Raw genomic sequence first — 21,137 nt, 5'->3', positions numbered from 1 at the left:
ATCCCCACCGCCATGCGCCAATGGCTCAGACTCCGCGACGGCAAATGCCCCTTCCCCGGCTGCACCAACCAATCCCTGGACAACGACGCCGACCACCTCCTCGCCTGGGCCAACGGCGGAACCACCGGCATCACCAACCTCGGCCAACCATGCCGCAAGCACCACCGCCTCAAACACACCACAACCTGGACACCCACACCCGCCACCAAGAACGAACCACCCGGCTGGACCTCACCCACCGGCCGCCACTACCAAACCGAACACCCCGACTGGGAACCACCCACCTGGCCAGACCAAATCCTGGACCAACTTCCCCACCAGGAGTGTGGTCCTTCCATGCCTGAATCCCTAGTGGAGTCCCCAGCGGGGTCGTTGCCCGAAAAACTGATGCCGGCAGATCCGGTACCTGAGTGGGCGTGGCTGTTGCGGCGTCGTCTCAGGGAGCCCGAGCCGGTTCCGTATGCGTCCATACCGGACCTGCTTTGGCTGACTGAACAGCCGCTGGAGGGAACCGGCGCGCGTTCGCCCGGAGGCGGCACAGGCTGATGAGGTCGTCAGGCAAGTGCTGCATCCCCCGTACGATTGCCTCTGCCCCCGTTCAGTCGACAGGACGCCTCTTTGGGATTCGCTTCGGACTGCGTAGGATCGGCCGCATGGGCATGCCGGGCACACGCAGTCGGGAGAAGTTCTTCCGACGGTGGGTTCTTGCCGTTACAGCCGGGGAAACTCTCGGATTCATCATTCCAGCCGTAGTTGGTGGAGTGTTGACCCTCGTCGCGGCGCCCGCCTCCGCCGTTTACCCCCTGATGATTGCCGCCGGAGCATGCGAAGGAATCCTGCTCGGGTTCGGACAATGGATCGGATTTGGCTCGTCGGTGGTACCGCGTGCTGCCTGGCTCACAGCTACCGGCACAGGTGCTGCCCTCGCGTGGTCCATCGGTATGCTGCCGAGTACTCTCGGTGGCGTCGACTTCGGTTCTCCCGCCGCTCTCCCGCTGATCATCATCGGGGCGGTGATGCTACTGGTCTCGATTCCGACCCTGCAGTGGCTTGTCCTCCGCAGGGTCGTCCGGCAGGCTTTTTGGTGGATTCCTATCAACGCAGGCGCGTGGGCTGTAGGCATCCTATGGACCCTGGCACCGTCCCCGTTCATCGACGAGAACACCGCCTTTCCTACGTTGTTGGGGTCATACCTCCTGGCAGGAATGCTTATGGCTGTCACTGTGGCGTCGCTGACGGGCTTCGCTGCCCGGCGCATCGTACCGGTCACGGGCGACCCGGAAGCAGAAACCCGTGAGGCCGGCTTCCCCGGCTAACGTCCGTCGGTCCGCACGGCACCTTCGTCTTAAACGGATAAGCTGTGGGTTATGGTGACGGCTGCGCGATCAGGTCCAGATAAGAGCGCGCGAGTCACCATCCGCGACGTTGCACAACGGGTGGGTGTTTCATCCGCGTCAGTGTCCTATGCAATGAGCGGGCGGCCCGGGGTTAGTGGCGATCTTCGCGATCGCGTCCTCGCGGCTGCAGAAGAACTGGGGTATCGCCCCAATAAGGTCGCCCAGCAATTGCGCCGCGGACGGACAGATGCCGTTGGCCTGCTTTTCGCCGACATCGCAAACCCGTTTTACCCTGATCTTGCCAGCGGAGTGATCGCCGCGGCCACCGTGGAGGGCTTCGAGGTATTCGTCTCCAACGTCGGCATTAATGGGGAGCGTCAGACCGAAGCGGCAATGGCACAGCTTGACAGGAATTCGGCCGGCCTGCTCTTCACCTCTGTAGCCGATCAGGACCGCGACTTGCTTGAAAGTCTCACCCGACGCGGCGTCCCCTTCGTCCAGTTGCATCGAGTGCTCGAGGGAACTGCCGCCGATTCGGTGGTAGTCGACAATCTGGCTGCGGCCAGGGAGCTAGCACAACATGTGGCGGGGACGGGCCGGAAACGAGTGGCCGTGCTCGGCGGTGCCGGCGCGTCAAGTGTTTCCCGAGACCGTGAGCAGGGCTTCCGGCAGGGCCTGGCGATGGCGGGAGCGACCATTGTGAACGAGGACGGGCTGTGGGGGGCGCTGACCCGGGAATCCGGCGCCGCTCGCGCCCGGGCGCTATTGAGTACCGGGCAGCAGGTTGATGCCGTATTGTGCGGCAACGACATGATCGCGGTGGGTGTACTCGACGTCTGCCGGGAACGAGGGCTCCGGGTACCGGAGGATTTGGCAGTCGCCGGATTCGACGATATGAGCTTTTCCAGCGCCGGCCCGCTGCAGCTGACCACCGTGACGGTCCCCCGCGAAATGATGGGCCGGCGGGGCTTCGAACTGCTGCTTCGCAGAATCCAGGGACACGACGGTCCCCCCGAGCGGGTAGTCCTTCCCCATACCCTTCAGGTCAGGGAGACAACGGGCTAAGCCACACCCGAATGTGACCCAGGCAATAAAAAATCCTCGATTGCCCTTGCGCACCTTGCCAACCGTGTGAATAATTAACTTAATCGATTCAGCAAGCCGAATTCTGGCCGGGCTGGAACTTAATCGATTCAGTTCCTGATTCGATGCGACATCCACATCGGATCCCAAACTTCTAAGGAGAAGAATGACTGCGAATGCTGCTGAAGCAACCCTGGAGGAGGCCGCCGTTCCTTACCGCGGTGAGCAGCCCTATGGCATCATCGACGACGTCATCGTGCCCGGCGCTCTCGACCTGGACGCGGACGAGCGCCTGTGGGTTCCCCAGTCCAAGGACGTGTCCTTCCGCCCGCTGATTCTCTCGGCCAGCCAGGGATATTTCGTCAACATCCTGCGCGTGCGCAAGTCCGGGATCCTCTCCCGCCACAGGCACGCCGGGCCGGTTCACGCGATCACCCTGAAGGGCCGCTGGCACTACCTTGAGCACGAGTGGTGGGCCGAAGAAGGCACGTACGCCTTCGAAACCCCGGGCGACATCCATACGCTCGTCGTCCCTGACGGGGTTGAGGAAATGGCTACCTTGTTCCACGTCACAGGTACCTATATCTACGTGGATCCCGACGGCAACCCGACGGGCATTGAGGACGTCTTCACCAAGATTGCCCTTGCCCGGGCACACTACGAAGCCGTAGGCCTTGGCGCCGACTACGTCGACCAATTCATCCGCTAAGAGGCTTCCTCTCCTCTCGGGGCCCGGAAGGCGATTCCCGGAAGCGCCACTAAACGGCCGCAACCCGGAGCCGAGTCCGGTGCTGCTCCCACGGCCACTACGGCCAGGAGCGGCACCGGACGGCATCCGGATACACCATAGACGCTGTAAACCTGCCCCGCCCTGCGCGGCGCCGACAGACCAGCCGTTATCACCCACTGCGGAACTTCGAAGGAGAAGAAACCGATGAACAAATTCCTGCAAGGCTGACCGTGAAAGTCCTTCGAAAACAAAGCACCTCACCTCAAGACGTGCAAGTGCAGGAACATCCCAAGCCCGAGCCGGCTCCCGGAGAACTCCTCGTCCAGACACTGGCCTGCGGCCTCTGCGGCAGCGATGTGCATGCATGGCGTCAGGACACGGGTTACGAATGGTTGCATTGCCCGGTGACACTGGGGCATGAAGCGGTCGGTGTCGTTGTAGGTACCGGAGCCGGAACAGGTAGCCATTGGATCGGTCAACGCATTGTGCCCATTGCCATCGACGGCTGCGGATCCTGCGATCTGTGCCGCCGAGGAACTCGCCAACTCTGCCTGGACCGAACCGTACTGGGACTCTCATTTGACGGAGCTGCCGCAGATCTTTTCTCCATCCCTGAATACCGCGCCGTGCCGGTGAACAATGATCTACCGGCTGCGGTTCTCGCCCTCACGGAGCCCCTGTCCGTGGCCCTGCGGGCGGTGACACGCCTGGAGCAATCTATACCGGCGCAGGCGCGCGTCATGGTCAGCGGTCCCGGACCGATAGGCCTCATGGCCGCGCTGCTCCTGAACCAGCGCGGCCATCGGGTTACGCTTCTCGGCGCTGCACGCGACGAAGAGCAGCGCCTGCCCCTAGCCCGGTTACTTGGTCTAGAAACCAGCGTGGCAGAGGAGGGGACCCCGGCAGGGCTGCACGGTTGGCTGGAAGCATCGGGCGCGGCCCCGGCGTTGTCCACTGCGGTGGCAAATATCGGCCCGGGCGGAACCATCGTCGTCGCCGGACTGTTCCCGTCTATCCCGGCCGTGGACATCAATGTGCTGGCCAGGAACGAGATCCAACTTGTCGGGAGCTACGGCTCAGTCGCCGACGACTACCGGAACGCGCTGGCAGCGCTGGAGGCAGCGCCTGAGATGTGGGCGTCACTGGTGACGACCTTCCCGCTGATCGAGGGCATTCGAGCGCTCCAGGCGGCCGCCGACGCCGAAGCCGTCAAGGTCGTACTCCTTCCCTAACGCGCCTGCAGGTCAACGCTGACCATAACCAGACGCCATCATCAAGCATCGTGACACATCCAACGGAGGACCCCCATGGTTAACGCACCCACCCAGACGTCCGTCACCGCCGCACGGACACCCATCCGCAAGGTCGTATTTGCCAGCCTTATCGGAACGGCCATCGAATGGTACGACTTCTTCCTCTACGGATCAGCCGCAGCGCTGGTCTTCGGAACGGTATTTTTTCCCAGCCAGGACCCGGCAACCGGAGTGCTCCTAGCCTTCGGCACCTACGCCGTCGGCTTCGTCGCCCGGCCCCTTGGCGGCATCATCTTCGGTCACTTCGGAGACCGGGTCAGCCGCAAGAAGATGCTCGTCATCAGCCTGGTGCTCATGGGGGCGGCCACTTTCGCCATCGGCCTGCTGCCCACCTACGCCATGATCGGAGTTGCCGCTCCATTGCTTCTCGTCTTCTGCCGCCTGCTCCAAGGCTTCGCAGTGGGCGGCGAATGGGGCGGAGCTGTCCTCATGGCTGCCGAACACGGCGACGACCGGCACCGCGGATTCTGGTCCTCATGGGTCCAGGCCGGCGTGCCGCTGGGCAACCTGATCGCCGCAGTCGTGCTGTGGATTCTGGCCGCAATGCAGTCAGACAACGATTTCTTGGCGTGGGGCTGGCGCATCCCCTTCCTTCTGAGCGCCCTGCTGGTGCTTGTCGGGCTATGGGTTCGCCTGAGTATCGAGGAGTCCCCCGTCTTTGCCGAAGCTAAGAAGGCCGCATCCCTGCGCGAAAAGACCAAGGCCCCAATCTTCGAGGTCCTGCGCAAATACCCTCGTGAGGTTGCCATCGCCATGGGCATGCGCCTGGCCGAAAACATCGCCTACTACATTTTCAGCATTGTCGTCATCACCTACATGGTCACCTATCTGGGAATGCGCAAGGACGTCGCTATTGCCGGCGTGCTGATCGGCTCCGTGGCCCAGTTCGTGCTCACTCCGATCATCGGATCCCTCTCCGACCGCGTTGGCCGCCGGCCCCTGTACCTGGCCGGAGCGGCAGGCACGGGTCTTTGGGGCTTCGTCTTTTTCCCGCTCATCAACACCCGTAACGACGGGCTTATCATCCTTGCCATCGTCGTCGGCCTCGTCTGCACCACGTTCATGTACGCGCCACAGGCAGCATTCTTCTCTGAACTGTTCGGCACCAGCGTCCGCTACAGCGGCGCCTCCCTTGGCTACCAGCTGGCATCGGTCTTCGCCGGCGGGCTGGCACCCCTCATCTCCATCGCCATCCTCGGCAGCGTGGACCAGAAAAACACCCTCGGTGTCAGCATCTACCTCGGCGTAGCGGCAACAATCACCTTCATTGCAGCACTTGTGGCAAAGGAAACCGCCAAATCGTCACTGCGGCACGACCGCGTGCTCGAGCCGGAGACCACGAAATGACGCCCGCAGGAACCGGTTCAGCAACAGGAAACACCGCAACCCTTACCGCCGGACAGCCGCTCATGGCGAACCCCTTCTCCCTGCACGGCAAAACCGCCCTCATCACAGGCGCCGGCAGAGGACTGGGCAGCGCGGTAGCCACTGCCCTGGGACGTGCCGGAGCAGAAGTCATAGCGCTGGACATCTCGCCTCTGAACGAATTCAAGGACGAACTGGAGGGGCAAGGCCTCAAGTGCCGGATCCGGTCGCAGAATCTCGGCAATCTCTCGCCGCACCAGGCCGCTGAAATCATCACCTGGGCCAAGGAAACCGGGAAAGGGCCCGATATTCTCGTCAACAACGCCGGACTGATCCGGCGCGGCCCTGCGCTCACAACCACCCTCGAAGACTGGGAATCCGTGATCGGTTTGAACCTGACTACACCTTTTGTGCTCTCCCAAGCGTTCACCCGCTCCCTGATTGACGAGGACAAGCCAGGAAGCATCATTAACATCCTCTCCATCAATGCCTTCCAAGGAGGCGTCGAAGTACCCTCCTACGCGGCATCCAAACACGGACTCCTGGGAGTGACCCGCGCCCTCGCCAACGAGTGGGCCCCGCATGGAATCAGGGTCAACGGCATAGCCCCCGGATACATGGAAACAGAGCTCACTGCAGCCCATCGAGAAGACCCCGCGCGGTACCAGGCCATGCGCAGCCGCATGCCTGTAGGCCGCTGGGGACAACCCGAAGAAATCGGCGGCGCCGCGGTCTACCTTGCGTCCGCGGCCTCCACCTACCTATCAGGAACCGTCATAAACGTCGACGGGGGCTGGCTTTCCCGCTAAGCCGGACGCCAGGCTGTCCAGCACGATAGCGCCGGCTCGCTGTGACGCTCCGGCTACCCGGGAGTCATCTTCGGCGAAATCCCTCTCCTCCGTCCGGGGATTCGTCGAAGGTCAGGTTTTCGTAGTCGGTGTCGTCTTCCTCATCCAGGCGGTCGTCAAGTTCCTCCAGGAGCCACGGGTTTACGCGGGCGAGGATATTGCGGATCTCCTCAGTTTCCACGGCGGCATAAAGCACCGGCCGCGCATCCCGGTACTTGGTGACCGGCGGCTTGTCCGGCCACTTCTCGGCAAGCGCTTTGACGCGTTCGGGCAGGGAGTTGTGGGCGTTGTCCGCGATCTTCACCAGGGCGGCGTCGTGGTCCTCAGCGATGTACCGGATGCCTGCCTGGTAGTCGTCCGGGTTGTCGTGCAGCCGGTTGGTAACCCGCTCAATGATGTCCGCTGCCCGCTCAGAGACACCCATCTCCAGAAGTGCCTGCCGGGTGATGGGAGTGTCCTCCGCGATGTCGTGAAGGTAGCCCGCAATCCGGATGTCGTCGTCGAAATCGGCGAGCGAATCCCCTACAGCAATGACATGGTCCCGATAGGGGCGCTTCAGCTTGTCCTTCTGCCGGTTGTGGGCAACCTCGGCCAGGACCTTCGCGGTCTCAACGGTGAATCTGGGTGTGGCGCTGTGCTCGGGGAAGTCCTGGGGTGACATGGTTCCAGCCTACGGCCCCTCACACCTCAGGGGGCAACGGCCCCCGGCATGCCGCGCCACACCCACGGCTCGCGGGGAAGGTCGGCCGGCCTGAACGCGGAGAGCGCAGCCTCCAGCGTCCCGGCGGGCAGGCCCAAGGACTGCAGGATGAGGTCGCGGACGTTGGCGGCGGTCGCGCCTTCTCGGGAAAGGTCCGCGAGGGTCACGGCACCGTCACGCTTGGCCAGCCGGGCGCCGTCGGAATTCACCACCAGCGGCACATGCGCATATTCCGGAACCGGCATATGCAGCAGGCTAGCGAGGTACGCCTGCCGTGGAGTGGACGGCAGGAGATCGTCGCCGCGTACTACTTGATCTATTCCCTGGGCGGCATCATCCACCACCACCGCCAAGTTATAAGCGGTCACACCGTCGTTGCGGCGAAGGACGAAATCATCCACCACGCCGGTGAACTCGCCGCAAAGGACGTCGAGCACGGTGTATTCCGTGACGTCCGCCCGGAGCCTGATAGCCGCAGGCCGGGTGGACCGTTTGTATTCCAGTTCAGCCGGATCAAGGTTGCGGCAGGTGCCCGGATAGGCGCCCTGCGGTGCGTGCGGAGCCGACGGTGCTTCCTGGATTTCGCGGCGCGTGCAGAAGCACTCGTAGGTGAGCCCCGCAGCGGTCAGCCGCTCAATGGCTGCGTCGTACACCGCTGTGCGGTCTGTCTGGCGAACGACCGCGCCGTCCCAGGTCACGCCGATAGCTGCCAGATCGCGGAGCTGCTCGGCTTCCGCGCCGGCACGTGCACGGTCCAGGTCCTCCACGCGCAGCAGGAAGTCCCGGGCCGTGGAACGGGCGAACAGCCAGGCAAGAATGGCGGTGCGGAGATTGCCTACATGGAGTTCACCGGAGGGGCTGGGGGCGAAGCGCCCGGCACGAGTCATGGATCAACCCTACGCAGAGTGACGGGGTCACACCGACAACACAAGAGCCCCTCAGCTACCGATGACGCCGAAAGATCGGACGCCCGGGAGTTAGGGGCTCTTGTCGTGTTTGCAGAATGACCGTGGTGTGAACAAGTGTCATCAGCGGCGGCCTCCTTGCGGGAGGCGGTGTCCAGTTTCCGGGTGGTGTGCCGGGGAGCCTGTCAGCCAGCGGGACCGGCGGTAGCCGTTTGCCTGCGTGTTGCCACCATTTGAGCAGATACCCTACAGTTGGCACAACCGGCAGTCGAACCAGTAGTCAGACTGATCAATGTATGCCGTAGAAACCGACGGGAAATGATCAGATTGCAGGAACTGGATGCCACGGACAAGCGGATTCTTAACGCCCTCGACGACGATCCCCGCGTGCCGATCATGGTCCTGGCCCAACGGCTTGGCCTGGCGCGCGGGACGGTACAGTCCCGCCTGGAGCGGATGACGGCGTCGGGCGCGCTCCGTCCCAACAGCAGCCGTGTTCTGCCTTCCGCCCTGGGACGCGGGGTGGCGGCCGCCGTGAGCGCCGAACTGGACCAAAGCCATCTCAACGAAGCCATCGCCGCACTCCGTGAGATCCCCGAGGTCCTCGAGTGCCACGCCCCCGCCGGCGACACCGACCTGGTGATCCGCGTTGTGGCAACCAGCCCGGATGACCTCTACCGCGTGTCAGAAGAAATCCGCCTCTGCCCGGGGATCGTCCGCACGTCAACCAGCATGTTCCTGCGCGAGGTCATCCCCTACAGGACCACGAGGCTGCTGAAGGGCTGAACCCGAACCAAGCGGCGGCAACGCGGGGTCACTCAAGGCTCGAAGAAGGGCCTCCGAATGGGCATTAAGTGACCCTGCGTTGCTGTTAGACCGGCGGCCCGGCGTTTGACTTGAGGTTCTTCATCACCAGGGTGGACGTCAGCCGCTCCACCCCCGGCAGCGAGGTCAGCTCCGCGTCGTAGAACCGTTGGTAGGCCGGCAGGTCCTCGGCGATGACCTTCAGCAGGTAGTCCGGCGAGCCGAAGAGCCGCTGAGCCTCCACGATGTTGGGTGTATCCGACACCCGGTTTTCAAAGATCTCCATGGTGGAGCGGTCTACCTGGCGCAAGGTGACAAACACGATCGCCTCGAACCCCAGTCCGACGGCGGCCGGATCGATGTCCGCCTTATAGCCACGGATCACTCCCGAAGCCTCAAGGTCACGGAGCCTCCGGTGGCAAGGAGCCACCGTCAAACCCACCTTGGCGGCCAGTGCCGTGGCAGTCATTCGCCCATCCTCTTTGAGGTGCCGCAAGATATTCCTATCGATATGGTCAATCACGCAATAATCTTACCCAAGAGACGTCAGCAGCGGCGAAATAGGTAAGCACTTATGGCCGCAAAGTTCATAGGCTTTGTCCTGTAGCCATCGGACAGGAGCCCGCCATGAATCCCCAGTTGTTTTTCGCCTTCGTGCTTGTGGCGGCTGCCCTCGCCTGCACCCCCGGGGTGGACTGGGCCTACTCCATCAGCGCAGGGCTGCGGCAGCGCAGCTTTGTTCCGGCCGTGGCCGGACTTTGCGGCGGCTATGTCCTGCACACCCTCCTGATGGTGGTGGGCCTGGCGGCCCTGCTGTCCGGAATGCCCGGACTCCTCGGCTGGCTCACCGTAGCCGGGGCGGGATACCTCCTGTGGCTGGGCATCAGCACCCTCCGTTCCTGGCGCGGAGCCTCCTTCAGTGCGGCAGACGCCGTCGGGAAGCCCGCCAACCAACTCCGCACTTTCCTCCAGGGCATGGGCACCAGCGGCATCAACCCTAAAGGCCTACTCTTCTACGTTGCGCTGGTGCCGCAGTTCGTCAGCCCGGAAGCCACTCTTCCGCTGCCCGTCCAATCCGGGCTGCTGGGTCTGACGTTTGTGGTCCTGGCCGGAGCCGTGTACACCTGCGTGGCGCTGCTGGCCCGCAAACTCCTGAAGTCCCGCCCCGGCGCCGCCCGTGCAGTGACGCTGGCCAGCGGCATCATCATGGTCCTCCTCGGCGCGGCGCTCCTGGCCGAGCAAGTGGTCCCGCTGGTTGCCGGGTTCACGCAGCAGGCCTAGAACTTGCCCTCTTAGACGCCGCGCTCCATGAACCATTCGGTGAACTCGGAGGCACGCCCGTCAGGTTCCAGCCGGATCACCCACAGGTTGTCATAGCTGGGCCGGTCACCCAGGTAATGCGTGAAGCCCTGAACGAAGGCCAGCCCGCCGTCGGTGCCCAACAGGCTCCAGTCAAAGGTCCATTCGTCGGGCTCGTCCCGCGCCGTCAGCCAGCGGTCCACAATCTGCTCGCCGCCCCGCCACGGATCCTTGTCCTCAGGCCGGGTGGCGTAAACGGCGTCCTCGGTGAAGAGCGCCCGGATATCGTCGGGCTCGTTGCTGGTCCACGCGGCGATGTACTTTTCCACCCAGGACCTGGCTGCGTCGTTCATGCCTCCGTTGTACCCCTGCACGGGGAACCCCACAAGGCGCCCCCGGGTTTGACGCCTATTTCCCGTCCAGGTTTTCCCACTCCTGCTCCCACAGCCGGCGCTCGTCCACGTCCTTGCGGATCACCTCGAAGGTTTCCAGCTCCGCGGGCCGGCCGCGCAGCCAGTCCCGCGGGTTGAGGGACCTCCGGCCGTTGTCCAGCACCAGCAGGGCCCGATCCGTCAGGGCGTCGTTGCGGAGTACTGGGTCCGTCTTGCGACGGCGGAGCACCTCCTGGAGCGCCTCCTGCGCCTTCGCGTGGGCGCCAAGCCGCCGCAGTGCACGGCCGCGGAGCAGCAGCAGCGCAGCCGACAGGTCATCGGAATTCAGCAGCCCCTCAGTCCAGATCACTACTTCCTTGTCCCGCCCCAGCGCGAACGCCAGCGCGCACCGGGCCAGGGCTGACGGCAATGACGGCGGCAACCCGGTTACCGTCTGCAGCGCCGCTTCCAGCTGCCCCGTTTCCCGCAGCGAGTGCGACAGCGCCAGGAAGACGGACTCCTGCCCGAACAGCACCGGGACCTGGATGCGTTCTGCGACCTCCACCCGGGTGACCACCCGCGTCAGGTAGGTTGCCGCGTACTGGTTGGCGTCGTCGTTGTTCCTGATGGACAGGCCCCGCTGGAGGAGCTCGGAAGCGCGCAGGTAGCCGCCGTGCTGGTAAGCGAGGAGGCCGGCCATGACGGAACAGAGCCCCGCCCAGCCGGGGTAGGTGCGGCCCAGGACGATCAGCCTTTCGGGTTCCTTGCTGTTGAAGATGGCGTCATGGACTGCCCTGACCGCCTTGCCTGGCATCAGCTTGAGCCGGGGGACGTCGCCGTCCACGGCCAGGAGCGCCGCATCCCGCCCGCCCAGCACGCCGTGGATCAGCCCGCCCACACTGCCTGCGAGCTCCCGGACGGGCGTCTGGAATTGCACGTTTCCGAATGGCGTCAGGTCACGGGTATCCCGGTAAATCGGTCCTCTGGCATCCCCCACGCTCATCCCTCCATGCTACGTGGCAGCCCTGCCCGGACCCTACGTAACAGCGGCGATCCAGAGTCCGATCACCCAGGTGCTGGCAGCCAGGCAAGCCAGCCCGAACTCGGCAAGCATGCCCAGGCCGGTGGCCTTCAGGGCGGCCCAGCTGGTGGTGGTTGCCGTGCGGAGCTGCCGGGTCCGGCTCAGCTCGCTGAGCAGCAGGCCGGCAGCGAATCCGACGAAGAGCCCCACCACGGGGATGATGAACATGCCGATCACGCCCGCAATCAGGCCCACCACCACGCTCCGGCTGGGAATGCCGTGTTGCTTGAGCTTCCGGCCGGTCAGCACGGCGCTGGCCGACATGCCGGCGACCACAAAAACCATTCCCACCGCGAAGATCACCCAGCCCAGCGTTCCGGCGCCACCCCAGATGGCCCACGCCAGCAGGCTAAGGCCGATCAGGAAGCTGCCCGGCAGCACCGGGATGATGGTGCCGGCGACTCCCACCAGGATGGCAACGCCACAGAGGATGCTTACAACGGTTTCGGAGTTCATGAGCCCCAGTTTAGGGTGGCCCGGTCAGGCTACCGGAACCCGCCTCCCAGGCTCGCCGCGCGCCTTAACCACCGACGGCGGTGCCTCCCCTTCGAAAGGGAGGCACCGCCGTCGGGCGTTATGGCAGTGTGTCGCGGCGGAGGTTACTCAGCTTCCACAGCGGCGGCGACGGCGGCCGTTACCGCCGGTGCAACGCGCGGGTCCAGCGGGCTGGGCACGATGTAGTCCACCGAGAGATCGGCTTCGGCGAGTTCGGCGATGGCGCGGGCCGCAGCCAGCTTCATGGCCGGCGTGATCCGGCGGGCGCCGGCGTCCAGCGCGCCGCGGAAGATTCCGGGGAATGCCAGGACGTTGTTGATCTGGTTGGGGAAGTCGCTGCGGCCGGTGGCCACAACGGCGGCGTACTTGGTGGCCACCTCGGGAAGGACTTCGGGGTCCGGGTTGGAGAGGGCGAACACGATGGAGTCGGCGTTCATCAGCTTCAGGTGCGCCTCGTCCAGCTTGGAGGAGGAAACCCCGATGAACACGTCCGCACCGAGCAGCGCTTCGCCCGGTCCGCCCGTGACGCCGCGCGGGTTGCTGCGCTGTGCCATCTCCGACTTCTTGCTCTGCGCGTCGGCCGCGATGTCCGCCCGGTTACGGTTGATGACGCCCTTGGAGTCGAGCAGGACAACGTCCTCGATCCCTGCGGTGAGCAGGATTTCGGCGACGGCGATGCCAGCTGCGCCCGCGCCGGAAACCACTACGCGGAGCTCGGCGAGTTCGCGGCCGGTGACCTTGGCGGCGTTGGTCAGGGCGGCGAGTGCCACCACTGCGGTGCCGTGCTGGTCATCGTGCATGACCGGGCAGTCCAGCGCCTCGATGAGCTTCTCTTCCAGCTCGAAGCAGCGCGGGGCCGAGATGTCCTCGAGGTTCACGGCGCCGAAGCTGGGGCGGAGGCGCACCAGGGTTTCCACGATCTCGTCAACGTCGGTAGTGTTCAGGACCAGGGGAATGGAATCGAGTTCGCCGAAGGTCTTGAAGAGGGCGGACTTGCCCTCCATGACGGGCAGTGAGGCGCTGGCGCCGATGTTGCCCAGGCCAAGCACTGCGGTGCCGTCGCTGACCACTACCACCAGGCGCTGCGCCCAGGTAAGGGTCTTGGCGAGCTCCGGGTTGTTGTGGATGGCACGGCTGACATCGGCTACACCGGGGGTGTAGGCGATGGAAAGGTCGCGCTTGTTGGACAGCGGGACTGTGCTGGTGACCGACAGCTTGCCGCCCTGGTGGGCGTCGAAGATCTCAGCTTCGGTCAGCGCTGTGGCTGCGGAATTGTCGGTCGGTGCGATTGCGTCAATGGACACTTCATTGTCTCCTGGGGCTAGCCGTGGGCGCACGGCGCAGAATGGCTCAAGCGCAGGGAGGCTCAAGATGGTGGGGTTCGGCGCTTCGCGGGCCCAAGGGTAACGGGTCCGGGGTGAAGTCCTTGCAGCTGCGGGTTGCCAGCCACTCCGGTATTGCAATAGTAAACAGCGCTGGAGGTCGAAAACGGCGATGAAATTGGTACCGCCGCGTACTAAATCGATTTAGCGGCCTACTTTGTGATCTACATCACCCCATAAAGGCGTATTTAATCGTCTATTGGTCTAGACCAGTTACGCCGATCGGTGGGCTGCGCGGGCGTTCGGCGTCACCGGAGCAAGCAGGGTGCAGGCCTTCTTCAGGTCCTCTTCGGCCTCAAACAGCGAGAGACGGCGGTTGCGGACGGACTGGACCAGACCAGTGACCGTCAGCAGGAGCACGCGGGCCGCCACGGCGTCGTCGGAAGCTATGGCTACCGCCTTCTCGCTCAGCTCGTCAATCTCCTGCAGGAGGTCAGTGGTGTCCTTGCCCTTGAGGTACACGCCGCGAGTCAGGCACTGTTCGACCGCCGGCTGCATGACCCGCATGTGGAAAATCTCCATGACCACGCCGGCGAGTGCCCGGCCACCGAAGCTGGCAGCGGAAGTGCGCACCCTCGCCTGGAGCTCATCCAACTGCTGGCGGTACAGGGACAGCATGAGGTGGGTTGGTGACGGGAAATACCGGTAAACGGTCCCCAGCGGGACGCCGGACTTTTCCGAGATTTCCGCGAGGTCCACGGACTCCAGTCCCTTGCGGGCAAACCCTCCGGCGGATTCGAGGACGCGCGCATAGCGCAGCCTCTGGCGCGGAGTGGCGGGGCGGGCGGCCATGGGCGGATGGTCGGGAAAGGTCTCGGGCATCAGCATTCCGGGGTAGTGAATTTATATTGCAGCGGCCGGTTGATCCCCATCCCGTGCCGCCCTGCAGTCCGCCTCAACTATACGGCACCGGGCAATGGCGCCTTAGGCAACGCTTCTGATCTTGACCACGAACACGGCTCCCAGCAGGCCGATGACAGCCGCCGTGGTGAACAGCGTGACGTACCCGCCAAATTGCGTCACAGCGAGGAAAGCCAGGCCCGTCGCGAACACTTGCGGCAGCGAGGCGGCCACGTTAATGACCCCCATATCCTTGCCACGGTCCGCCGCCCGCGGGAGCACCTGCGTCAGCAGCGCAAAGTCAACGGCAAGGTAGGCGCCGAACCCCACGCCTAGGATGGCAGCGCCAACCAAGGCGCCGGTCCACACGGGGAAAAACGCCATGGTGAGGCCTGCCATGGCGATCATGACTGAGGAGCCGATCACGAAGGGCTTGCGCTTGCCCACCCGGTCGCTCCACGGCCCGGCGATCACCGCAGTAACCATCACCAACACCGCATAAATGCCGGTCAGGATCAGGACTCCCAACGCCGGGTTCTCAAGCTTGAGGACGTCGCCGAGGAAAAAGATCAGGTACACAATGGTCAGCTGGTTGCAGACGTTGACCAGGAAGCGGGTGAGCCAGGCCCAGGCGAAGTCAGGGTGGCGGGCCGGGCTGATCCAGAAGCCGCGGAGGAAGCTGCCCCACGAGAACGGCGGGCGGAGCTCCCTGGGCAGCGGCGGGTCATTCCGGTGGAACAGGTACGGCACCACGGAGAAAAGCAGGGCGGCCGCACACATGGTGTAGCCCACCATGAAATTTCCCGAAACCACCGCCCCGAAGACTGCGCCCAGGAGGATGCCCGCCGTCTGGCCCAAGGCCGCCAGTCCCCCCACTCCACCGCGCTGCAGCACCGGCACCCGGTCCGGGATGGCGGCGGTGATGGCCGCATAGGCCGCATTGGCGCCCAGCTGGACCAGACACCAGAACAGGACCATCAGGGCAACAGCCGTGGCACCGGACATCCCCAGCAACGCAGCCGTGGCCAGGACGGCACCGGCCAGGACCCAGGGGGAACGACGGCCGAAACCCGAGACTGTCCGGTCGGACAGCGCCCCGAAGAGCGGATTGGCCACCAGGGATACGGCAGCACCGCACCCAAGCACGAGGGAGGCGATGGCTTCCTTGTTGGTTTCGTCGATGCCAATGGCCTGCTCGGCGATAAAGACATTGATGGGCCCGAAGAAGGCGGCATTGATACCCACGTTGACCAGCACCAACCCGGTCACCCATCGCGCGGTGACCTTCTGCGTCGGTTCGGCGAGCGCCGCCGTCGGACTTTCCGCTGCTGCCCGCGGATCCGACGCCGGGCTGGGATCCGGTGCGGCGGGTGTGTCGGGCAGGCTCATGGCAGGTTCCCCCTGGAACGGTTGGTGATGCTGCGAATCAGACTATCGTGGGCTTCATCGCCCCGCTTGTCATATGTCACACGCGGGCAGTGGGGCGCCCCGAACATGACACACCGGACACTTGGAGACGCAAATGAACGCACCCGCACCGAGCCCCAACAAGACGGTCAACACTGCCGACCTCTACGACGAGCGCGGCGATGAACTGGCATCCGTGCCCCTCCAGTTCCAGTCCCTGGGCGGCCGTTCACACTTCAGCGGCCCGGTCCGGACCATCCGCTGCTATCAGGACAATGGCCTGGTGAAGTCCACGCTGGCCACGCCGGGCAACGGTGCGGTCCTGGTAGTGGACGGCGGCGGGTCCCTGGGCACAGCCCTGATGGGGGACATGATTGCCGAGAGCGCCGTCGCCAACGGGTGGGCCGGCGTCGTTATTAATGGCGCCATTCGCGACCGCGAAGCGATTGCTGCGCTGGACCTCGGCGTCAAGGCGCTGGGCAGCAATCCGCGCAAGAGCGCCAAGGCAAGTGCCGGCGAGGTTGATGTGGATGTGGTGATCGACGGCGTGACTTTCCGTGCCGGCGTCACCGTCTGGTGCGATCCGGACGGCATCCTGGTGGAGCGCTAGTCCCCTTCCTCATCCAGTGGCGAGATCTCGGCGCTTTGGCGCCTGCTTGGCGCGGAGATCTCGCCACTCGATTCCGGGCGGACAGGAAATACCGGGCTCCCGGGAACAAACAGGGAAGTAACATAGTTACTGAAAGCAACTATAAGCTTTGATCCCGTTTTCTTCCTTGGAGAAGCCATGTCCAAAACATCCGCTGTGCGTGCCGCCGGCGAAACCCTGACCCAGCGTCAGATCGTCACCGTGATGGTGGGTCTTATGCTGGGCATGTTCCTGGCATCCCTTGACCAGACCATCGTGTCCACCTCGATCTACACCATCGCCAACGACCTCGACGGGCTGTCCCTCCAGGCGTGGGCCACCACGGCCTACCTGATCACCTCGACCGTCAGCACGCCGCTCTACGGCAAACTGAGCGACATCTTTGGCCGCCGCCCGCTGTACCTGACCGCCATCCTGATCTTCCTGGCCGGGTCGCTGTACGCCGGCTCGGTGCACTCCATGACGGAACTGGCCATCGCCCGCGGCGTGCAGGGCCTCGGCGCCGGCGGCCTGCTGGCCCTCGCGCTGACCATCATTGGCGACATCGTGTCCCTGAAGGACCGGGCGAAATACCAGGGCTACTTCATGTCGGTATTCGGCATCTCCTCGGTCCTGGGCCCCGTGGTGGGCGGCGCGTTCGCCGGGTCCGCCAACATCCTGGGCTTTGACGGCTGGCGCTGGGTGTTCTTCATCAACCTGCCCATTGGACTGGCTGCCCTCACCGTGGTGTTCCTGTTCCTGCACCTGCCGGCCAAGCACGTGAAGCAGAAGATCGACTACTGGGGCGCGGCGGCCATTACGCTCGCCATTGTGCCGCTGCTGCTGGTGGCTGAGCAGGGACGCAGCTGGGGCTGGGCATCGCTGAATTCCTTCCTCTGCTACGGACTCGGCGTTGTGGGCATTGTTTGGTTCCTGCTGGCCGAAAAGCGCGCCGGCGACTACGCCCTGATCCCGCTCAGGCTCTTCCGGAACACCACGTTCGGGCTGTCCTCGCTGCTGAACTTCATCATCGGCATCGGGATGTTCGGGGCGATCGCCATGCTCCCGATGTACCTCCAGCTGGTCAAGGGACTGACGCCCACACAGGCCGGACTCATGATGATCACTTTCACCGTGGGCATCCTGACAGGTTCCATCACCGCCGGACGGACCATCTCGGCGTCGGGCACGTACCGGATCTTCCCCATCCTGGGCACGGGCATCCTCACCGTTGCCGCGGTGACGATGGGCCTGTCCCTCGGCGTGGACACCGGTCTCTGGGTTCCCGGCGTGATCGCAGTGTTCTTCGGCATGGGGCTGGGCTTCTGCATGCAGCCGCTCACTTTGGCCATGCAGGTTTCCGTGCCGCCGAAGGACATGGGCGTGGGCACTTCATCCGCGGCGTTCTTCCGGTCCATGGGCGGCGCGGTGGGTACTGCCGTGTTCATCTCCATGTTGTTCAGCCTTGCGGCAAGCCAAATCGCGGACAGCATGAAGTCGGCCATGTCCAGCGCCGACTATCAGGCCGTCCTCAGGGACCCGGCCGTGGCCGCGGACCCCGCCAATGCCAAGCTGTACGAGTTCTTCCAGAACGGCGCGTCGAACGATTCGCTGAACGACACCAGCTGGCTCCACTCCGCCAACAGCGTGCTCACCCGTCCCATCACCGAGGGTTTCGCCTACGCGATCGACACCGTCATGATCACCGCCGCCGTGCTCACGGGCATCGCATTCCTCATCAGTTTCGCGCTCCCGAAGAAGAAGCTGACGGACCCGAAGGCGGCCAAGGAGCCGGTGTCAGCGCACTGACACCCCTGTACCGGACCTGAGGAGCACGACGACGGCGGGCCGGCCGCCGTCGTCGTGCTGCCTTTCCGCGGGAGGGCCGCCAAGTGGAACGCCGGGCGGTGTCGTGCCACACTGTTTAGCGCGCGTGCGCCGGTCATTCGAGCCGGTACCGCAGCCGACGACGTCCGCACCGCGACCACCCACCCCCAAACCCAGGGAGCAGTATGCCCACCGTCCAGGAGCAGACAACCGCAAAAATACCGCAGCGGGTGATCTGGCTGGCACTCGCAGGTGCGGTGGGCGGTTTCCTGTTCGGCTTCGACTCCTCCGTGGTGAACGGGGCCGTGGATGCCATCAAGGATGAGTTCGCGCTCTCCGAAGCCGTCACGGGTTTCGCCGTGGCAGTCGCTCTGCTGGGCTGCGCCGCCGGCGCGTTCCTTGCGGGTAGGGTTGCCGACCGCTACGGCCGCATCCCCGCCATGAAGCTCGGCGCTGTCCTGTTTCTGATCAGCGCGATCGGGACGGGCTTTGCGTTCGGCGTTTGGGACCTGATCTTCTGGCGGCTGGTGGGTGGCCTGGGCATTGGCCTGGCATCGGTGATCGCGCCGGCCTACATTTCCGAGATCTCGCCGCGGCAGGTCCGTGGCAGGCTGGCCTCACTGCAGCAGTTGGCCATCACCACGGGTATCTTCGCCGCGCTGCTGTCCGATGCCCTCTTTGCCACGACTGCCGGCGGCGCGGACCAGGCGTTCTGGCTGGGCATGGAGGCCTGGCGCTGGATGTTCCTCGCCGCCGCTGTTCCTGCCGTGGTTTACGGGGTAATCGCCTACACCTTGCCGGAATCCCCGCGGTTCCTGGTGATCCAGGGCAAGGAGGATGAGGCCCGGAAGGTCTTCGACTCCATTGCCCCGGCAGAGGACACCGACCGGCACATCCGCGAGATCCAGGACGCCATCGAAGAGGACAAACTGGCCGGCCAGAAAGGCTCGCTTCGCGGCAAGACGTTCGGCCTGCAGGCCGTGGTCTGGGTGGGCATCATCCTCTCCGTCCTGCAGCAGTTCGTGGGCATCAACGTGATTTTCTACTACTCCACCACCCTGTGGAAGGCCGTCGGCTTCCAGGAGAAGGACTCGCTCACCATCTCCGTGGCCACGTCCGTCACCAACATCCTGGTGACCCTGGTAGCCATCGCCCTGGTGGACCGGATCGGCCGCCGCCCCATTCTCCTTGCCGGCTCGATCGGCATGGCGGTCTCACTGGGCGCCATGGCGCTGGCCTTCTCCTCGGCAGTGGGTTCCGGCTCGGAGATCTCGCTGCCCGGGGCCTGGGGTCCCATTGCCCTCGTGGCGGCGAACGTTTTTGTGATCAGCTTCGGTGCTTCCTGGGGACCCCTGGTGTGGGTCCTGCTCGGAGAGATCTTCCCGTCCCGGATCCGCGCCCGCGCCCTGGGCCTGGCAGCTGCTGCGCAATGGGTGGCCAACTTCGCCATCACGCTGAGCTTCCCGGTCATGGCCGCCGCTTCACTGCCGCTGACCTACGCCATGTACGCGCTGTTCGCGGCGGCATCGTTCTTCTTTGTGATGTTCAAGGTGCCGGAAACCAACGGCATGTCCCTCGAGCAGGCCGAGACTTTGTTTGTGCCGAAGGGTTCCATGAAGGCGTGACCGCGGCCCTACGCGCGGCTCTCTCACGTGCTGCGCGACGGCGCGTGCCCGCCTGAGGCAGCCACGCGCCGTCGGACTGTCTTCAGGCGCCGTTCCCGGCGGTGAAGTAGTTGTGCACCTCGTGGAAAGTCATCTTCGGCGGACCAGCAAACCCGGCCTCCCCGGTGAGCGGAACCATCTTGTCCCGGGCAAAGGCATCGAACTTCTCGCGGCTCTCCCAGACGTCCGTGACCTGCAGGCCTTTGTCCGTCATCGTTGCCCAGTGAGAGATGGATCCTTCAGGGCCGGGTCCGCCCGGGGTGAGCCCCATTAACCTGTTGACCTGGTCATATTGGTCAAGGGTGGTGCCCTCAAACTCCATGATTATTGCGACCGCCATAACGACTCCTTTGTCGGACAGGCCCGCCCACAATGGCAGCCTGCGAACGGATAGATAGAGCCTTGTCTACGCCGGGTGCCCCGCACCGTCAAGAGGCGGCGAAAGCCGCTGCACCCCACCGCGCCCGGGTCAGATCGTGAGCTTCATGCCCTCATGGCTGGCATCAAAGCCGAGGCGCTCGTAGAACCGGTGGGCGGCCGTCCGTGACTTGTGCGTGGTCAGCTGCATCAGCGTGCAACCACGACGCCGGGACTCCTCGATTGCCCACCGCACCATCAGGTTCCCGATGCCCAGGCCGCGGCGGCTCCGGGCCACGCGGACGGCCTCAATCTGCGAGCGCCAGGCACCCTGCCGTGAGATACCGGGCAGGAAACTCAGCTGGAACGTGGCCACCACGGGACCTTCTCCGGTGCCGGGTGCAACGGTCCCGTGCGCACCAGTCCCTTGCGCAGTGGTCCCTTGCGCAGTGGTCCCTTGCGGCACCAACTCGCCGACCACCAGCAGATGCGACGGGTCGGCGTCGATCGCTTCGAAAGCACGCTCGTACGGCGCCATGTCCTGGCCCTGTTCACGGGTGCTGCCCATGGCATCATCTGCCAGCAGGGCAACAATGGCGGGCAGGTCGGTGGGTGACGCAAGGCGGAGGCGGAAGGTGCCGCCGTCGACGTCGGCGGTCAGCAAAAAGGTGGGCGCATCAGGGTTCCGGGTCACGCCACCA

The 21,137-nt window shown here is 64.6% G+C and carries 23 protein-coding genes; 12 read left to right on the top strand and 11 right to left on the bottom strand.

The genetic code is table 11. From position 1 onward, the window contains the following. From AB4Y73_RS18300 to AB4Y73_RS18270, 7 genes are all read left to right on the top strand, one after another. Positions 1-546: HNH endonuclease signature motif containing protein (locus tag AB4Y73_RS18300; RefSeq protein ID WP_441873707.1), on the top strand; the 546-nt coding region annotated here is incomplete at its 5' end. A 218-nt stretch (positions 547-764) separates the two neighbouring features. Further along, entirely contained in the window at positions 765-1,316 is a 552-nt protein-coding gene (locus AB4Y73_RS18295) for a hypothetical protein (RefSeq protein WP_441873705.1), read from the top strand. A gap of 51 nt (positions 1,317-1,367) precedes the next feature. After that, entirely contained in the window at positions 1,368-2,402 is a 1,035-nt protein-coding gene (locus AB4Y73_RS18290) for a LacI family DNA-binding transcriptional regulator (RefSeq protein WP_441873703.1), read from the top strand. 184 nt (positions 2,403-2,586) lie between these two features. Then, positions 2,587-3,129: a 2,4'-dihydroxyacetophenone dioxygenase family protein gene (locus AB4Y73_RS18285; protein WP_441873701.1), complete on the top strand. Its 543-nt coding sequence runs from the start codon at positions 2,587-2,589 to the stop codon at positions 3,127-3,129. A 296-nt stretch (positions 3,130-3,425) separates the two neighbouring features. Next, a complete protein-coding gene (locus AB4Y73_RS18280; RefSeq protein ID WP_441873699.1) occupies positions 3,426-4,382 on the top strand; it encodes an alcohol dehydrogenase catalytic domain-containing protein in 957 nt (318 codons plus the stop codon). 75 nt (positions 4,383-4,457) lie between these two features. After that, entirely contained in the window at positions 4,458-5,810 is a 1,353-nt protein-coding gene (locus tag AB4Y73_RS18275) for an MFS transporter (RefSeq protein ID WP_441873697.1), read from the top strand. Continuing rightward, on the top strand, positions 5,807-6,637 hold the full coding sequence (locus tag AB4Y73_RS18270; RefSeq protein ID WP_441873695.1) for an SDR family oxidoreductase: 831 nt from the start codon (positions 5,807-5,809) through the stop codon (positions 6,635-6,637). Before AB4Y73_RS18275 ends, AB4Y73_RS18270 begins: the two co-directional genes overlap by 4 nt. 64 nt (positions 6,638-6,701) lie before the next feature. On the opposite strand, the gene AB4Y73_RS18265 is transcribed toward AB4Y73_RS18270, so the two are convergent. After that, positions 6,702-7,337 carry an HD domain-containing protein gene (locus AB4Y73_RS18265; protein WP_441873693.1) on the bottom strand — a complete coding sequence of 212 codons (636 nt, stop codon included), beginning with the start codon at positions 7,335-7,337 and terminating at the stop codon, positions 6,702-6,704. Positions 7,338-7,363: 26 nt separating this feature from the next. After that, positions 7,364-8,263: a tRNA glutamyl-Q(34) synthetase GluQRS gene (gene gluQRS, locus AB4Y73_RS18260; RefSeq protein ID WP_441873691.1), complete on the bottom strand. Its 900-nt coding sequence runs from the start codon at positions 8,261-8,263 to the stop codon at positions 7,364-7,366. Between the two features lie 336 nt (positions 8,264-8,599). On the opposite strand from gluQRS, the gene AB4Y73_RS18255 reads away from it, so the two are divergent. Next, entirely contained in the window at positions 8,600-9,067 is a 468-nt protein-coding gene (locus tag AB4Y73_RS18255; protein WP_441873689.1) for an Lrp/AsnC family transcriptional regulator, read from the top strand. An 85-nt stretch (positions 9,068-9,152) separates the two neighbouring features. Here AB4Y73_RS18255 and AB4Y73_RS18250 read toward each other — a convergent pair whose 3' ends face one another. Continuing rightward, the gene (locus AB4Y73_RS18250; protein ID WP_441873687.1) at positions 9,153-9,608 is read right to left on the bottom strand and encodes an Lrp/AsnC family transcriptional regulator; all 456 of its coding nucleotides are present in this window, start codon (positions 9,606-9,608) and stop codon (positions 9,153-9,155) included. Positions 9,609-9,712: 104 nt separating this feature from the next. Between AB4Y73_RS18250 and AB4Y73_RS18245 the strand changes: the two genes are divergently transcribed. Further along, a complete protein-coding gene (locus tag AB4Y73_RS18245) occupies positions 9,713-10,366 on the top strand; it encodes a LysE family translocator (protein WP_441873685.1) in 654 nt (217 codons plus the stop codon). A gap of 11 nt (positions 10,367-10,377) precedes the next feature. Here the strand turns inward: AB4Y73_RS18245 and AB4Y73_RS18240 are convergent, their stop codons facing one another. The 6 genes from AB4Y73_RS18240 to AB4Y73_RS18215 form a co-directional block, all read right to left on the bottom strand. Next, positions 10,378-10,737 (bottom strand): nuclear transport factor 2 family protein, encoded by a 360-nt coding sequence (locus AB4Y73_RS18240; protein WP_441873683.1) that lies wholly within the window; start codon positions 10,735-10,737, stop codon positions 10,378-10,380. A gap of 55 nt (positions 10,738-10,792) precedes the next feature. Then, positions 10,793-11,758, bottom strand: coding sequence for a hypothetical protein (locus AB4Y73_RS18235; protein ID WP_441873681.1), 966 nt, complete (start codon positions 11,756-11,758; stop codon positions 10,793-10,795). 33 nt (positions 11,759-11,791) lie between these two features. Then, on the bottom strand, positions 11,792-12,292 hold the full coding sequence (locus AB4Y73_RS18230) for a DUF456 domain-containing protein (RefSeq protein ID WP_441873680.1): 501 nt from the start codon (positions 12,290-12,292) through the stop codon (positions 11,792-11,794). A 143-nt stretch (positions 12,293-12,435) separates the two neighbouring features. After that, entirely contained in the window at positions 12,436-13,635 is a 1,200-nt protein-coding gene (locus tag AB4Y73_RS18225; protein ID WP_441873678.1) for an NAD(P)-dependent malic enzyme, read from the bottom strand. Positions 13,636-13,926: 291 nt separating this feature from the next. Continuing rightward, positions 13,927-14,535 (bottom strand): TetR/AcrR family transcriptional regulator, encoded by a 609-nt coding sequence (locus AB4Y73_RS18220; protein WP_441873676.1) that lies wholly within the window; start codon positions 14,533-14,535, stop codon positions 13,927-13,929. A gap of 102 nt (positions 14,536-14,637) precedes the next feature. Continuing rightward, on the bottom strand, positions 14,638-15,942 hold the full coding sequence (locus tag AB4Y73_RS18215) for an MFS transporter (RefSeq protein ID WP_441873674.1): 1,305 nt from the start codon (positions 15,940-15,942) through the stop codon (positions 14,638-14,640). 133 nt (positions 15,943-16,075) lie between these two features. Between AB4Y73_RS18215 and rraA the strand changes: the two genes are divergently transcribed. The 3 genes from rraA (at position 16,076) to AB4Y73_RS18200 (ending at position 20,040) form a co-directional block, all read left to right on the top strand. Beyond that, positions 16,076-16,570 (top strand): ribonuclease E activity regulator RraA, encoded by a 495-nt coding sequence (gene rraA, locus AB4Y73_RS18210; protein WP_441873672.1) that lies wholly within the window; start codon positions 16,076-16,078, stop codon positions 16,568-16,570. A 177-nt stretch (positions 16,571-16,747) separates the two neighbouring features. Continuing rightward, on the top strand, positions 16,748-18,397 hold the full coding sequence (locus AB4Y73_RS18205) for an MDR family MFS transporter (protein ID WP_441873670.1): 1,650 nt from the start codon (positions 16,748-16,750) through the stop codon (positions 18,395-18,397). Positions 18,398-18,600: 203 nt separating this feature from the next. After that, positions 18,601-20,040 carry a sugar porter family MFS transporter gene (locus AB4Y73_RS18200; protein WP_441873668.1) on the top strand — a complete coding sequence of 480 codons (1,440 nt, stop codon included), beginning with the start codon at positions 18,601-18,603 and terminating at the stop codon, positions 20,038-20,040. Positions 20,041-20,122: 82 nt separating this feature from the next. Here AB4Y73_RS18200 and AB4Y73_RS18195 read toward each other — a convergent pair whose 3' ends face one another. Both AB4Y73_RS18195 and AB4Y73_RS18190 read right to left on the bottom strand, forming a co-directional pair. Further along, entirely contained in the window at positions 20,123-20,419 is a 297-nt protein-coding gene (locus AB4Y73_RS18195) for a hypothetical protein (protein ID WP_441873666.1), read from the bottom strand. A 129-nt stretch (positions 20,420-20,548) separates the two neighbouring features. Further along, entirely contained in the window at positions 20,549-21,100 is a 552-nt protein-coding gene (locus tag AB4Y73_RS18190) for a GNAT family N-acetyltransferase (protein ID WP_441873711.1), read from the bottom strand. Between the last annotated feature and the right edge of the window lie 37 nt (positions 21,101-21,137).

The organism is Pseudarthrobacter sp. TAF60_1, assembly GCF_052113505.1.
In the GTDB taxonomy this organism is placed as follows: Bacteria; Actinomycetota; Actinomycetes; order Actinomycetales; family Micrococcaceae; genus Arthrobacter.
Note: the sequence above shows the minus strand (reverse complement) of the source record. Positions and strands in the feature narration are given on the sequence as shown.

What these genes read in the sequence shown, in the direction of transcription:
- AB4Y73_RS18290 (WP_441873703.1), top strand. Translation starts at nt 1,368, where the DNA reads ATGGTGACGGCTGCGCGATCAGGTCCAGATAAGAGCGCGCGAGTCACC.
- AB4Y73_RS18285 (WP_441873701.1), top strand. Translation starts at nt 2,587, where the DNA reads ATGACTGCGAATGCTGCTGAAGCAACCCTGGAGGAGGCCGCCGTTCCT.
- AB4Y73_RS18275 (WP_441873697.1), top strand. Translation starts at nt 4,458, where the DNA reads ATGGTTAACGCACCCACCCAGACGTCCGTCACCGCCGCACGGACACCC.
- AB4Y73_RS18270 (WP_441873695.1), top strand. Translation starts at nt 5,807, where the DNA reads ATGACGCCCGCAGGAACCGGTTCAGCAACAGGAAACACCGCAACCCTT.
- AB4Y73_RS18265 (WP_441873693.1), bottom strand. Translation starts at nt 7,337, where the DNA reads ATGTCACCCCAGGACTTCCCCGAGCACAGCGCCACACCCAGATTCACC.
- gluQRS (WP_441873691.1), bottom strand. Translation starts at nt 8,263, where the DNA reads ATGACTCGTGCCGGGCGCTTCGCCCCCAGCCCCTCCGGTGAACTCCAT.
- AB4Y73_RS18255 (WP_441873689.1), top strand. Translation starts at nt 8,600, where the DNA reads ATGATCAGATTGCAGGAACTGGATGCCACGGACAAGCGGATTCTTAAC.
- AB4Y73_RS18245 (WP_441873685.1), top strand. Translation starts at nt 9,713, where the DNA reads ATGAATCCCCAGTTGTTTTTCGCCTTCGTGCTTGTGGCGGCTGCCCTC.
- AB4Y73_RS18240 (WP_441873683.1), bottom strand. Translation starts at nt 10,737, where the DNA reads ATGAACGACGCAGCCAGGTCCTGGGTGGAAAAGTACATCGCCGCGTGG.
- AB4Y73_RS18235 (WP_441873681.1), bottom strand. Translation starts at nt 11,758, where the DNA reads ATGAGCGTGGGGGATGCCAGAGGACCGATTTACCGGGATACCCGTGAC.
- AB4Y73_RS18230 (WP_441873680.1), bottom strand. Translation starts at nt 12,292, where the DNA reads ATGAACTCCGAAACCGTTGTAAGCATCCTCTGTGGCGTTGCCATCCTG.
- AB4Y73_RS18220 (WP_441873676.1), bottom strand. Translation starts at nt 14,535, where the DNA reads ATGCCCGAGACCTTTCCCGACCATCCGCCCATGGCCGCCCGCCCCGCC.
- AB4Y73_RS18215 (WP_441873674.1), bottom strand. Translation starts at nt 15,942, where the DNA reads ATGAGCCTGCCCGACACACCCGCCGCACCGGATCCCAGCCCGGCGTCG.
- rraA (WP_441873672.1), top strand. Translation starts at nt 16,076, where the DNA reads ATGAACGCACCCGCACCGAGCCCCAACAAGACGGTCAACACTGCCGAC.
- AB4Y73_RS18205 (WP_441873670.1), top strand. Translation starts at nt 16,748, where the DNA reads ATGTCCAAAACATCCGCTGTGCGTGCCGCCGGCGAAACCCTGACCCAG.
- AB4Y73_RS18200 (WP_441873668.1), top strand. Translation starts at nt 18,601, where the DNA reads ATGCCCACCGTCCAGGAGCAGACAACCGCAAAAATACCGCAGCGGGTG.
- AB4Y73_RS18195 (WP_441873666.1), bottom strand. Translation starts at nt 20,419, where the DNA reads ATGGCGGTCGCAATAATCATGGAGTTTGAGGGCACCACCCTTGACCAA.